Raw genomic sequence first — 13,133 nt, 5'->3', positions numbered from 1 at the left:
ATTACCGGGAGGGCTGGCATTTCGACTAAAGTTGAAGGGGTTTTGAGCTGGCTAGGAGTCAAGGAAATCGAGGAAAAATGAGCGAAAACGTGTTGAGTCCGCTGGATACAGAGGGTTTGGAACGGGAAGTCGCCGCGGCTTTACAAGACATCGCGGAGGCAACCGATGTGGAGTCGCTGAAAGCGGTGCGTTCCCGTTACAACGGCGACAAAGCGCCCTTGACCCTGGCAAAGAAACTTATCGGGAAACTCGATCCTCAGGATAAAGCCACCGCGGGTCAGAACTTGGGGGCTGCCCAAGGGCGGGTCCGGGCGGCTCTGGACGCCAAACAGATTGAACTGCAGGAGGCTGCGCAAGAGGCAGCTTTGGAGGCGGAAACCGTGGACGTGAGCGTGTTGTCCTCGCGTCACCCGCTGGGATCGCGCCACCCGCTGATGGTGCTGGAAGAGGAAGTCGCGGACTTTTTCGTGTCTCTGGGGTGGGACATCGCGGCCGGCCCCCAGGTGGAACACGAGTGGTTCAACTTTGATGCGTTGAACTTCGATGCCGATCACCCGGCACGTCAGATGCAAGACACTCTCTATGTCGATTCCACTTCCGTGGGTGGCAGCGCGGAAAACCCGGCCAACCTGGTGCTGCGCACACACACCTCCCCGGTACAGGCGCGTCTGTTGACAACCCGCGAGTTGCCGATTTACGTGGCTATTCCCGGCAAAGTCTTTCGCGCTGATGAACTGGACCCCACCCACTCTCCGGTGTTTAACCAGGTGGAGGGTTTGGCGGTGGATCAGGGTCTAACGATGGCGGATTTGAAAGGGACTCTGGATCACTTTGCCCGCGCCATGTTCGGCCCGGAGGCGAAAACCCGCTTCAGACCATCGTTCTTTCCCTTCACTGAGCCTTCCGCGGAGGTGGACCTGTGGTTCCCGCAAAAGAAAGGAGGCCCCGGCTGGATTGAGTGGGGCGGTTGCGGCATGGTGAATCCGAATGTGCTGCGTGCCTGCGGGATTGACACAAAGGTTTATCAGGGATTTGCTTTCGGGATGGGCATTGAGCGCACGCTGATGCTGCGTCACGGCATAGAGGATATGCACGACATCGTAGAAGGCGACGTGAGGTTCTCAGATCAGTTCGGCGTGAATGGAAAGGGGCGCTAAAAATGGCTTTTGTTTCGATTGAATGGTTGCGGCGGTGGACGGAAGTTCCCGCGGACACCAACGCGTCCCAACTCGCAAAAGACCTGGTAAAGGTCGGTTTGGAAGAGGAGGCAATCCACACGTCGGGAGTGACGGGTCCGCTGGTGTGCGGCCGGGTGGCCTCGATGGTTCCCGAAACGGCCTCCAACGGTAAAACCGTCAACTACTGCCGGGTAGACGTGGGTGAGGAATTTAATGATGCGCCCGGCACCGGCAAGGAACCCTCCGACATTCCCAGCCGCTCCATCATTTGCGGGGCGCACAACTTCAAAGAGGGCGACCACGTGGTGGTTTCCCTGCCGGGAGCCGTACTGCCCGGCGATTTCGCCATCGCCACCCGGAAAACTTACGGACATATTTCGGACGGCATGATTTGTTCAGCTCGTGAACTGGGATTAGGCGAGGAATTCGATGGCATCATCGTTTTGGAAGAATACCTGGGCGAGCGAGGCGTGGAAATTCCCGCTCCCGGAACCGATATGCTGCCCATCTTGGGACTGAACCAGGAACTGCTGGAAATCAACATCACCCCCGACCGCGGCTACTGTTTCTCGATGCGCGGGGTAGGTCGTGAATACAGCCACTCCACGGGCGCAAAGTTTACCGACTGGGGCTTGTCTGAAAACCTGAAAAACGGCTTGCCCGCAGCCAATGATTCCGGCTTCCCGGTCGAAATCGAAGACGCCGCCCCGATTCGCGGTCATGTGGGGTGCGACCGGTTTGTGGCGCGGATAGTACGCGGACTGAATCCGAGCGCGCCCACTCCGCAGTGGATGGTGGCGCGGCTGGAATCGGCGGGGATGCGTTCCATCTCCTTGCCGGTTGATGTGACGAACTACGTCATGTTGGACCTGGGCCAGCCCATGCACGCTTATGACCTGGACAAAGTGACCGGCCCCATCGTGGTGCGCCGAGCCCGTCAAGGCGAACAGCACACTACCTTGGACGACGTAGAACGCACCTTGGACGCGGAGGATCTGTTGATTACTGACTGCCAGGGCGGTCACGGCGCGCGTGTGCTTGGCATCGCTGGAGTGATGGGTGGCGCGGAAACGGAGATGACCGAAACCTCCACGAACGTTCTGTTGGAAGCGGCGCATTTCGACGCGGTGTCCGTGGCTCGTTCGGCGCGCCGTCACAAGCTGCCGTCCGAGGCTTCAAAGCGTTTCGAGCGCGGTTCCGACCCCGAACTTCCGCCGGTGGCGGCCCAGTATGCGGCCGAGTTACTGGTGGAATACGGCGGTGGCACCATTGACGCGGGGGTTACCGACGTCAACGACGTAAAGCCCCAACCGACCGTGACCTTGCCTTTTGCGGCCGCAACTCAACTCGTCGGGGTGGACTACGTGCCCGAGCGGGTGGAGGAACTCTTGCGTGCCATTGGCTGTGACGTTACTAAGTCCAGCGATGACACGTTCGCGGTCGTGCCCCCCTCGTGGCGTCCCGATTTGGTCGGTGGTCCCGCCCATCTCATTGAAGAAATTGCCCGACTGGACGGCTACGACAAGATTCCTTCCGTGGTGCCGGTCGGCCCCGCCAAAATTGGCAACCCGGCACCGCTGCGAACCCGTCGTGAGGTCAGCGACACGTTGGCCGAAGCCGGCTTGACCGAAGTCATGACTTACCCCTTCTTGGGCAGTGAACACGATTTGATGGGGCTGCCGGTCGATGACCCGCGCCGCGACACCGTCAAGCTGGCCAACCCGCTGGCTGATGATGCCCCCGCACTGCGCAGTTCCCTGCTGGATACCCTGCTGAACACGGCTTCGCGCAATGTGTCTCGCGGCAATCCGCGGGTGGCGATTTTTGAGTTGGACCAGGTCGTCAGTGCGCAGGGAGTCGTTCCGGCGCCGATTCCCGGAGTGGAGGAAAAGCCCAGCGACGAGGTCATGCAGGCGCTGCGAGCAGGAGTACCGAAGCAACCCTGGCACGTGGCGGCGGTGCTGGCGGGAAACGCTATAGAAGCCAGCCCTCACGACGCGGCGCGCGCTTGGGATTGGGCGGACGCCATAGAGTTGGCGATTCGCGTAGCGGTTTCACAAGGTTTGGCGGTGCGTCCCGAAGCCCTGGGCGCCGGGGGACAAGCCACGGTCGTCGCGCCTTTCCACCCCGGACGGGTCGCGCAAATTCGCGTAGGGGCGCTCACCGGGGGAAAGGTGCTGGGCTACGCCGGCGAACTGCACCCCAAGGTGTGCCAAAACTTCGGCCTGCCGCCCCGGACTTGTGCATTTGAACTGGATTTGGACGCGATTGAAAAGGCCCGCCCCAAGGACGCGTTCCAGCTACGTCCCGTCTCGACTTTCCCGGCCGCCAAAGAAGACTTGGCGTTTGTTGTGAAGCAAGACGTTCCCGCGCTGAAGGTCTATAACGCCATCGCGAAGGCCGGAGAAGGGCTGGTTGAGGAACTGCGCCTGTTCGACGTGTTTGAGAATGCGGAGCAACTGGGCGAGGGGCGGAAATCCCTGGCATTTGCGCTGCGGTTGCGTGCCGCTGACCATACGCTGAGCCCGCAGGAAATCAAGGAAACCCGCAACCGCATCATCAAGAAGGTCGAGAAAACCTGCCAGGCGACCCTGCGCTAGGCGCCTCGGGTCAATCAGCCCCTGCCGGTGCGGGGGGTGGGGCAACTAAGGAGTAAGCGTGGCAAACCAGAGTTCACGAGGTCGAAAGCGCTTCCTCATCGGAGCGATTCTGGTTCTGGTCCTGGTGCTGGCGGGCGGTGCCGCGTTCCTATTGTGGAACGGGAACGCGAAAGGTTCGTGGCGCCTGGACAGCGCTTGGACCGGCCAGAATCTGAATCATCCGGGGCCGGTTGGGGAACAGATGCTGGCGGGTGCCGTAGCCTACCTCGATACCGCGCCGAAATATGATGGTTCCAAAGTGTATCCCGGTGGGGTGCCAAATGACGGCACCGGGGTGTGCACCGATGTGGTGTGGTACGCCGCCAAAGCGGCGGGAATGGACTTGCGCGACCTGGTTGACGCGGATCGGCGGGCTGACCCGCAGGATTACGCTGCCACGGCTCCGGAGGGCGAGACTCCCAATCCAGATATTGATTACCGCCGCGTGCGCAATCTCATCGTCTATTTCGACCGTCACGCCCAGAGCCTGACCACCGACACAACGGACGTGGCGTCTTGGCAGCCCGGAGACATCGTGGTGTGGAAAGAACACGTGGCGGTTATCTCAGATAGACGCAACGCCCAGGGCTTGCCCTATGTTTTACACCACGAAGGAAACGGAATCTGGTCTCGCTACGAGGCGGACGCTTTTCGGCAACGTGGGGAAGTGTGGCGGCACTATCGGCTGGAATCTTTAGGTGCGCAACTCGCCGGGCGCTAGCCCGTTGGGGCGGTTTTTCGGTCATCTCACGCCAATACCCAGACCTTTTAGCATAAATATGCAACTCTATGAATAAACATGTATAGTTGGTGGTATGACAGAGGTTTCAGGTAAAAAAGTCAAAGTCGCGGTGGCAGGAGCTTCCGGTTTCGCCGGCGGTGAGTTGCTGCGACTACTGTTGAATCACCCCCAGGTGGAAATCGGTGCCTTGACGGCGGCATCCTCGGCAGGCGAGCCGTTAGGAAAGCATCACCCACATCTGTTCCCATTGGCACAACGAGTGCTGCAGCCCACAGATGTAGAGAATCTGGCGGGACACGATGTCATTTTCTTAGGGTTACCCCACGGGGCTTCGGGCCAGGTGACGCGCGCTTTGCGCGATGCCGGGGTGAAGTCCCTACTCATTGACTGCGGGGCGGATCACCGTTTGACCGACCCGGCCGCGTGGCGGGACTACTACCATTCGGAACCCGAAGAACCTTGGGCGTATTCGCTGCCGGAGTTGTTGCACGCCAATGAAAGTGCGGCCCAGGCACAGCGTGCCGCATTGCGTCAGGCTGCGGAGATTGCGGTACCGGGGTGCAATGTGACCGCGGTGACTCTGGCGCTGCTGCCGGCGGTGTGGGCAGGACTGGTGGATACGTCTGACATCGTGGCGAACCTCGCGGTGGGCTATTCCGGGGCTGGAAAAGCCATGAAATCTCACTTGATGGCCGTGGCGGCATTCGGCAACGCCCAAGGCTATGCTATGGCTGGCGTACACCGGCATATCCCCGAAATCGCTCAGAACTTCCGAGTCGCCGGCGCCAGCGAAGTCAAGCTCAGCTTCACTCCCGTATTGGTCCCCATGAATCGCGGCATTCTCGCTACCGTTACCGCGCCCTTGGTTGGGACTGGTGGCGCGAGTGAACTGCGCCGCGTCTATCACGAAGTTTGCGACAACGAACCCCTATTGGAATTCCTTCCCGAGGGTGGTTGGCCCACCGTGTCGCTGGTGAGCGGCTGCGCCAAAGCGGCCATCCAAGTGGCGGTGGATGAACGTGCTGGTAAAGTTGTGGCGCAATGCGCTATCGATAACTTGGGCAAGGGCACCGCGGCGGGAGCCATTCAGGGCATGAACTTGGCATTGGGCTTCCCGGAGCTGACCGGGGTTCCTACCGTTTCGACGGCACCCTAGACCAGATTAGGCGCTTCGGATTTCCGCTGGGGAGTTCTAAACCACGCAAAATACCCAATCGATTGCGCTGTGCCTGCTACGATTTTATCGAGCGTCCGTTTAGCCTGTGTCGCTACCGAACTAATTTTAAGAGCAAAGGTGTGTTACTTATGTCCAATCCTCAATACGGCGTGCAGCCTCAACCGCAACAGCCGCAACAACCGCAGTACCAGCAGACGCCCTACGGCGTCAATGCCGGTTCTCCGGGGCAATATCGTGAAGTCAGCAAGATTCTCTACGTGTTGATGTGTTTCTTTTTCGGCAACCTTGGTGTACACCGTTTCCTGCGTGGTCAAGTCGGTCTTGGTATCCTGATGATTCTCACCCTCGGTTGTGTTGGAATTTGGACTCTGGTTGACTTCATCATTAGTTTGGTCAAACTGGGTTCATATCAGGGTGACAACTTCCTGTTCGATCAAAATGGCGCCTGGGTTTCCTAACCCTGCGTAAACCACGAACGTTTGGCTCGGATCCTCATGGATTCGAGCCAACATGTTTTTACGGATTTCACCCCAGTTTTGTAAAACTATTCATATTGGCGTATATTTATTACCTGTAAGTGTGAAAAACAGGAGGTAGGCAGTGAGCGTTACTTATCCCCGTGGTTTCAAAGCCGCCGGTGCCCATGTGGGCCTGCGTGGCAAACTACACCCGGATATGGCCATCGTGAGGAATCTGGGTCCAGATTCTACCGTGGCGGGAGTGTTTACTTCCAATCGTGTGTTTGCCGCTCCGGTGGGTTGGGACCGGAAAGTCGTTGCGGGTGGCCAGGCTCAAGCGGTAGTCATCAACTCGGCGGTTGCCAACGCTTGTACCGGTGAACAGGGGGATCGGGACGCCGCCGCGATGGCAGCGCATCTGGGTCAGGTCCTGGGCGTGGCTGAAAATGAATGTTTGGTGTGCTCCACCGGAATTATCGGACGAGCTTTAGATATGCCAAAGATGACCGCCGGAATTGATGTAGTCGCTGCCAAACTGCGTGCGGACGGGGGCGACGAGGCGGCCGAAGCTATCCTCACCACCGACACGAAGTCGAAAACGGCCACCCACGAAAGTCCTTCCGGGTGGAAAATCGGCGGTATGGCGAAAGGTGCCGGAATGTTGGCTCCCGCCTTGGCAACCATGATTGTAATCATCACCACCGACGCGGTTTGGGACGGTACCACTCTGCAGACGATGCTGTCCGACACAGTTGAAAAAACGTTCAACCGCCTCGACTCGGACGGCTGTATGTCCACCAATGACACCGTGCTGCTGCTGGCATCCGGCGCTTCCGGGGTCAAGCCTGACCCGGACGAGTTCGCCGCCGGCCTTATGCAGGTCTGTAAAAGCCTGGCCCTGCAGCTGTTGGGAGACGCCGAGGGAGCCCACCACGATATTGAGATTCGGGTGACCGGGGCGGCCAGCGAAGCGGGCGCTCTCGAGGCCGCCCGGACGATTTCGCGTTCCAACCTGGTGAAAACTGCCGTGTACGGCAACGACCCGAACTGGGGGCGCATTCTGTCCCAGCTGGGTACAGTGCCCGAAGAGGTCTTGCCTTTCGACCCGGCTCGCGTGGATGTTTCCATCAACGGTGTGAAAGTTTGTAAAAACGGGGGGATCGGTGAGGACCCCTACCTGGCTGACATGAGCCCGCGAGAGTGCCACATCCTGGTCGAGCTGCACGCCGGTCAGGAAGAGGCCCACTTGTGGACCAGTGACTTGACCCACGAATACGTGCATATCAACGGGGATTACACCACGTAATCAACCCTGGCGGGAACAATTCCCAGCCTAACGACACGGTCCAGGACTGAACATTGGAAGGAACACGAATGATTACGCCGATACAAAAGACCGAAGTGTTGCTGGAGGCCATGCCGTGGCTGCGCAGCTACCGCGGCGCTACTGTCGTCATCAAATACGGCGGCAACGCGATGGTCAACGAGGATTTGCGTCGTGCTTTCGCCGCTGACATTCAGTTCCTGCACCAGGTCGGTTTGCGGACGGTCGTGGTACACGGCGGGGGGCCGCAGATTACGGAAATGCTGGATCGTCTGGGCTTAGAGGCGCCTTTCATCAACGGCTACCGGGTGACGACCCCGGAAGTTATGGAGGTCGTGCGCATGGTCCTCACCGGCAAGGTCCAACGTGAACTCGTGGGCCTGCTCAATGTGGAGGAATCTCTGGCAATCGGTCTCACCGGCGAGGACGCCGGCCTGTTTGGGGCGCGGAAACGCCAATGCGAACCGGGCAGCGACCTGGGACTGGTCGGGGACATCGTCAATGTTCACCCCCGTGCGGTCGTGGATATGCTGGAACGGGGCAACATTCCGGTCATCTCCTCCATCGCGCCTTCAGTTGATGACCCTAACGTCGTGCTGAACGTCAACGCCGATGCGGTTGCGGCGGCCCTGGCTATCGGCTTAAAGGCACGCAAGCTCATTATCCTCACTGATGTCGAGGGACTTTATCGGGACATTGACAACCCGGCCTCCCTCATTAGGTTCTTGACTGCCAGCGAATTGGCACGCATGCTGCCAACCATTAAATCTGGAATGGTACCCAAAATGCAGGCCTGTCTCGATGCCGTGCAGGGCGGCGTGTCTCGAGCGACTATCATTGACGGTCGCCTAGCTCACTCCATGCTCCTCGAAATCGTGACTGACCAAGGAACCGGTACCGAAGTCATTCCCGATAATTTCCGTCCGTCGCGCCCTCATAACGGTGAGCCTCTGCCCACGATACAGTTCCGATGAGCCTTGTCCCATACCTCCGAACCAGCCTAGTGAAAGAAGCAAAAATGGACGTCAAAGAGTGGATTTCGCGCTACGAAAACTCGATTATGAATACTTTCGGAACCCCGAAAACCGTGTTGACCCGCGGGGCGGGCTGCTTCGTTTGGGACGAGGACGGACATCAATACCTCGACTTGTTGGGCGGCATTGCGGTCAACGCTCTGGGACACGGACACCCGAATATCGTTACCGCTTTGCACGAGCAGGTCGAAACGTTAGGTCACGTCAGCAACTATTTCGCGACCCAACCTCAGATTGAGGCCGCAGAGCGGATTTTGTCCATAGTTGAGCCCGGAGGAGCTCCGCAGGGTTCCCGCGTGTTCTTTACGAATTCTGGTACCGAAGCGTTGGAGGCGGCGTTTAAGTTGGCGCGGGCGCGCGGAGGGGCTGCTCGCACCAGGTTCCTCGCGTTGGAAAACTCTTTCCACGGCCGTACCATGGGGGCACTGTCACTGACCTACAAATCGATTTTCCGCGATCCTTTCCTGCCGATGCCCGCCGAAGTTGATTTTCTGCCTTACAACATCGCCGCTCTGGAACGTGCCTTTGACGGGGAGCGGGGAGAATCTATCGCGGCTCTGTTCATCGAGCCGATTCAAGGCGAAGCTGGGGTGCGTCCGATTTCTGACGATTTCCTCAAGGTCGCTCGCGAAGTGACGGCTCGTGCCGGCGCCCTGCTGGTTTTGGATGAAGTGCAAACCGGCATGGGGCGGACAGGAACCTGGATGGCTCACCATACGGCGGGAATCGTTCCGGACGTGGTGACGTTGGCAAAAGGGCTGGGCGCCGGGTTCCCGGTCGGGGCTTGCGTGGCTCTTAACGCTGAGGCGGCAAGCGTGTTAAAGCCGGGGATGCACGGTTCAACTTTTGCGGGAAATCCGCTGGCGGGAGCCTCCGTGCTGGCGATGATTAACACGGTTGAAGAAGAAGGCTTGCTGTCTAACGTACAAAACGTAGGGGAAATTTGGAAACGCGAAATCCTCGCACTGGAACACCCCCTCATCAGCGAAGTTCGGGGACGGGGCTTGCTACTGGGAATCGGGTTGCGCAATCCTCTGGCCAAACCGCTGGCAGATGAACTGTTCAAAGCCGGATTCATCGTCAACGCCCCGGATACGTTCACCATTCGTCTGGCGCCGCCGCTTATCATCAACCCGTCTCAGACCCGCATGTTTACCCAAGCGCTACCGGAAATCTTGGACCGGGTGCAGCGTCAGGCAGACGAAGAAATACGACTCGGAGTTCCTCGTGTCTGAAAACCTGGTAGTGCAATCCAAAATTGCTCGCCACAGTGCTATTTCGCGGCTGTTGGCGGATAACGTGGTGCGCTCTCAAGGGGCTTTGCAAATTCTGCTGGAAAACGCCGGGTTCTCGGTCACACAAGCGACGCTATCGCGCGACCTGGAGGAACTTGCGGCTACTAAAGTGCGTGATGAAAAGGGAGATTTACGCTACGTTTTGGGCGGCGTGCGCACTGCCGCAGATATGCCGTTGCAGCTGCCGGGAACGTTGGAACGCTGGTGCGCTCCGCTTTTGATTCAGGCAACTCAGGCCATGAATCAGGTGGTGTTGCGCACTCCGCCAGCCACAGCCGGCACCCTGGCGTCGGTCATTGACAAGGAAAACCTGGAACACGTGTTGGGCTGCCTGGCAGGCGACAATACCATTTTGGTCATCTGCGACAGCGTGGAATCCGCCAAAGAACTGCGCGATAAGCTGCGAGGCCTGGCCAAGCGCTAGACCTACATATTTTTCCCCCAGATTTAAAACCTCAAGAACACAATTTTTAGACCTATTTTTTGAAAATGAGAAAGAGAGAAAACAATGACTGAACGGGTAGTACTGGCTTATTCCGGCGGTTTGGACACTTCGGTGGCTATCGGCTGGATGAAAGACAAGCTCGGTGTGGACACGATTGCGGTGTCGGTGGATGTGGGCCAAGGCGGCGAGGATATGGATGTGATCCGCCAGCGCGCTCTTGATTGCGGGGCGGTGGAAGCCTACATCGCTGACGCCAAAGACGAGTTCGCCACCGAATACTGTATGCCCTCTCTACAAACCAACGGCCTGTACCAAGGCCAATATCCCCTGGTCTCGGCGCTGTCCCGCCCGCTCATCGCCAAACACCTGGTGATGGCCGCCAAACAGTTCGGTGCCACTACCATGGCTTACGGCTGCACCGGAAAGGGCAATGATCAGGTTCGTTTCGAGGTGTCATTTACCTCGCTGGCGCCGGACTTGAAATGCGTGTCGCCGATTCGTGATTTGTCCCTGCAGCGCGATGTGTCGATTGCCTACGCGGAGGAACATCACCTGCCCATCGAAGCGACGAAACACAACCCCTTCTCGATTGACCAAAACTTGTGGGGCAGGGCCATCGAAACCGGCTTCTTAGAGGACCTGTGGAACGCCCCCACCAAAGATGTGTACAACTACACCGATGATCCGGCATTCGCGGGAATCCCTGATGAAGTAATCATTACTTTTGAAAAGGGCATTCCCGTCGCGATTGATGGGGTAAAAATGACTCCGCTGCAGGTCATCCAAGAGATGAACCGGCGTGCCGGCGCCCAGGGTATTGGGCGTATTGATGTGGTGGAGGATCGTCTGATTGGGATTAAATCGCACGAAATCTATGAAGCTCCCGGCGCGATGGCCCTGATTACTGCCCATCAAGCCTTGGAAGCCGTGACCCTGGAGCGGATGCAGCTGCGCTACAAGCGTCAGATGGTGGAGCCGGCGTGGTCTGATTTGGTTTACGAGGCCCAATGGAATTCGCCTCTCAAGAAATCCTTGGACGCGTTTGTGGCGCACACTCAAGAATACGTGTCCGGCGAAATTCGGATGGTCATGCATGCCGGGCGGGCGGTGGTCAATGGGCGCCGTTCCGAGGCTTCCCTCTACGATTTCAAACTGGCTACCTACGATTCCGGGGATTCATTTAACCAGGACGCGGCGCGCGGTTTCATTGAACTGTACGGATTGCAGTCCAAGCTGGCTGCGGCGCGTGATGAAAGGTACGGCAAGGGCATCACGCTGCAGGCCTCTCATCTCTAAAGGTCAGCACAGCGTCCCAGTTTTCCGGGCCGCAGCCTCGCCACAGTTCCCCGGCAGCCGAGCCAATCGGTTTGGCTGCCGGTGGTACTGTGGCGTTGAGAGAAAAGGAGTACACATGAGTGAAAAGTTGGCCCTGTGGGGCGGAAGATTCCAGGGCGGACCTGCCCAAGCGTTGGCGGCGCTGTCGGTGTCCACCCAGTTTGATTGGCGTCTAGCAGATTACGACTTACAGGGCTCTTTGGCTCATGCACAGGCGCTGCGGGCGGCAGGTCTGTTGACCGAGTCGGAATACGCCGACTTGAGCGCCGCCCTGCGCCGTCTGCGGGCGGACGTGGCTGACGGAACTTTCGCTTTTTCCCCCGATGACGAGGACGTTCATACCGCCCTGGAACGCGGATTGCTGCAAGAGAACTACGCCGGGCCGGAACTGGGCGGAAAACTGCGGGCGGGACGCTCCCGCAACGACCAGATTGCCACCCTGGTGCGGATGTACCTGCGCGACGCCGCCGCCCACCTGCAAGGGCTGATAACGGCACTTTGCCAGGCAATTTTGTCCCAGGCCGACCGTGCCGGAACCCATATCATGCCCGGTCGCACGCATATGCAGCATGCCCAGCCCGTTTTGGTGGCGCACCAGCTGATGGCTCACTTTTGGCCCCAGCTGCGTAACTTGGAGCGTTTGCGGGACTGGGAAAAGCGCAATGACGCCTCCCCGTATGGGGGCGGAGCCTTGGCAGGCAATACGTTGGGGCTCGACCCGGAACTGGTCGCCCGTGAGCTGGGTTTTTCCCAGGTGTGTCCGAACTCTATTGACGCCACGGCTTCACGAGACGGGGTGGTGGAGTTTCTCTATGTCCTCACCCAGGTGGCGGTGGATATGTCACGATTGGCGGAAGAAATCATTATCTGGAACACCGCCGAGTTCGGCTACGTCACTTTGGATGATTCCTATTCGACCGGGTCCAGCATCATGCCGCAAAAGAAGAACCCGGATGTGGCTGAACTGGCTCGCGGCAAAGCGGGACGTCTACTAGGCGACTTGACGGGATTGCTGGCCACGATGAAAGGTTTGCCGCTGGCTTACGACCGGGACCTGCAGGAGGACAAAGAGCCGGTGTTTGACGCTATCGACACCCTGGAAGTCCTGCTGCCGGCGGTGACCGGAATGGTGGACACCATGACCCTGCACTATGAGCGCCTGGAAACGCTGTCTATTGCCGGTTTCTCCTTGGCTACCGACGTGGCTGAATGGCTGGTGAAACGCGGTATGCCTTTCCGTAATGCGCACGAGGTGTCAGGAGCCTGTGTTGCGTTGGCAGAAGGACGAGGCGTTGGGTTGGAGGACCTCAGCGATGCTGATTTCGCGGGGGTCGACCCGTTGCTGACCCCTGAGGTTCGAGACGTCCTGACCGCTGCCGGTTCGGTTCGGGCTCGCCGCGGGGTGGGTGGCACCGCTCCGGAGCGCGTAGTTGAACAGATTGCCGCGGCCCGCCAGCAGTTACAAGCGTTCCAGCGCTAGCGCGGCCCGTCATGGGGTGCAGTGCC

Annotated in this window: 11 protein-coding genes; all 11 read left to right on the top strand. The window is 58.9% G+C overall.

The window, feature by feature from the left end; translation table 11 throughout:
* Positions 1-77: 77 nt before the first annotated feature.
* Positions 78-1,157 (top strand): phenylalanine--tRNA ligase subunit alpha, encoded by a 1,080-nt coding sequence (gene pheS / locus AC5LBQ_RS02985; RefSeq protein WP_297346717.1) that lies wholly within the window; start codon positions 78-80, stop codon positions 1,155-1,157.
* 2 nt (positions 1,158-1,159) lie between these two features.
* Positions 1,160-3,778 (top strand): phenylalanine--tRNA ligase subunit beta, encoded by a 2,619-nt coding sequence (gene pheT, locus AC5LBQ_RS02980; RefSeq protein ID WP_493264582.1) that lies wholly within the window; start codon positions 1,160-1,162, stop codon positions 3,776-3,778.
* Between the two features lie 58 nt (positions 3,779-3,836).
* The gene (locus tag AC5LBQ_RS02975; RefSeq protein WP_297346242.1) at positions 3,837-4,538 is read left to right on the top strand and encodes a DUF1287 domain-containing protein; all 702 of its coding nucleotides are present in this window, start codon (positions 3,837-3,839) and stop codon (positions 4,536-4,538) included.
* A gap of 94 nt (positions 4,539-4,632) precedes the next feature.
* Positions 4,633-5,715 carry an N-acetyl-gamma-glutamyl-phosphate reductase gene (gene argC / locus AC5LBQ_RS02970; protein ID WP_297346241.1) on the top strand — a complete coding sequence of 361 codons (1,083 nt, stop codon included), beginning with the start codon at positions 4,633-4,635 and terminating at the stop codon, positions 5,713-5,715.
* A gap of 149 nt (positions 5,716-5,864) precedes the next feature.
* Entirely contained in the window at positions 5,865-6,194 is a 330-nt protein-coding gene (locus AC5LBQ_RS02965; RefSeq protein WP_297346240.1) for a TM2 domain-containing protein, read from the top strand.
* Positions 6,195-6,336: 142 nt separating this feature from the next.
* On the top strand, positions 6,337-7,500 hold the full coding sequence (gene argJ, locus AC5LBQ_RS02960; RefSeq protein ID WP_493264581.1) for a bifunctional glutamate N-acetyltransferase/amino-acid acetyltransferase ArgJ: 1,164 nt from the start codon (positions 6,337-6,339) through the stop codon (positions 7,498-7,500).
* 68 nt (positions 7,501-7,568) lie between these two features.
* A complete protein-coding gene (gene argB / locus AC5LBQ_RS02955; protein ID WP_493264580.1) occupies positions 7,569-8,492 on the top strand; it encodes an acetylglutamate kinase in 924 nt (307 codons plus the stop codon).
* Positions 8,493-8,536: 44 nt separating this feature from the next.
* Positions 8,537-9,787: an acetylornithine transaminase gene (locus tag AC5LBQ_RS02950; RefSeq protein ID WP_282921805.1), complete on the top strand. Its 1,251-nt coding sequence runs from the start codon at positions 8,537-8,539 to the stop codon at positions 9,785-9,787.
* Positions 9,780-10,271, top strand: coding sequence for an arginine repressor (locus tag AC5LBQ_RS02945; protein WP_295027357.1), 492 nt, complete (start codon positions 9,780-9,782; stop codon positions 10,269-10,271). The genes AC5LBQ_RS02950 and AC5LBQ_RS02945 overlap by 8 nt, the downstream gene beginning before the upstream one ends.
* A gap of 84 nt (positions 10,272-10,355) precedes the next feature.
* Positions 10,356-11,588: an argininosuccinate synthase gene (locus AC5LBQ_RS02940; protein ID WP_493264579.1), complete on the top strand. Its 1,233-nt coding sequence runs from the start codon at positions 10,356-10,358 to the stop codon at positions 11,586-11,588.
* Positions 11,589-11,703: 115 nt separating this feature from the next.
* Positions 11,704-13,107 (top strand): argininosuccinate lyase, encoded by a 1,404-nt coding sequence (argH, locus tag AC5LBQ_RS02935; protein WP_493264578.1) that lies wholly within the window; start codon positions 11,704-11,706, stop codon positions 13,105-13,107.
* The last annotated feature ends 26 nt before the right edge of the window (positions 13,108-13,133 follow it).

It is taken from the genome of Mobiluncus sp., from assembly GCF_985070215.1.
The sequence above is the reverse complement of the archived record's forward strand: the minus strand, read 5'-3'. Positions and strand labels throughout refer to the sequence as shown.

Bases quoted from the DNA above. Each gene is read 5' to 3' on its own strand.
- AC5LBQ_RS02940 (WP_493264579.1), top strand. From the start codon at position 10,356: ATGACTGAACGGGTAGTACTGGCTTATTCCGGCGGTTTGGACACTTCG.
- AC5LBQ_RS02950 (WP_282921805.1), top strand. From the start codon at position 8,537: ATGGACGTCAAAGAGTGGATTTCGCGCTACGAAAACTCGATTATGAAT.
- argB (WP_493264580.1), top strand. From the start codon at position 7,569: ATGATTACGCCGATACAAAAGACCGAAGTGTTGCTGGAGGCCATGCCG.
- pheT (WP_493264582.1), top strand. From the start codon at position 1,160: ATGGCTTTTGTTTCGATTGAATGGTTGCGGCGGTGGACGGAAGTTCCC.
- AC5LBQ_RS02965 (WP_297346240.1), top strand. From the start codon at position 5,865: ATGTCCAATCCTCAATACGGCGTGCAGCCTCAACCGCAACAGCCGCAA.
- argC (WP_297346241.1), top strand. From the start codon at position 4,633: ATGACAGAGGTTTCAGGTAAAAAAGTCAAAGTCGCGGTGGCAGGAGCT.
- pheS (WP_297346717.1), top strand. From the start codon at position 78: ATGAGCGAAAACGTGTTGAGTCCGCTGGATACAGAGGGTTTGGAACGG.
- argH (WP_493264578.1), top strand. From the start codon at position 11,704: ATGAGTGAAAAGTTGGCCCTGTGGGGCGGAAGATTCCAGGGCGGACCT.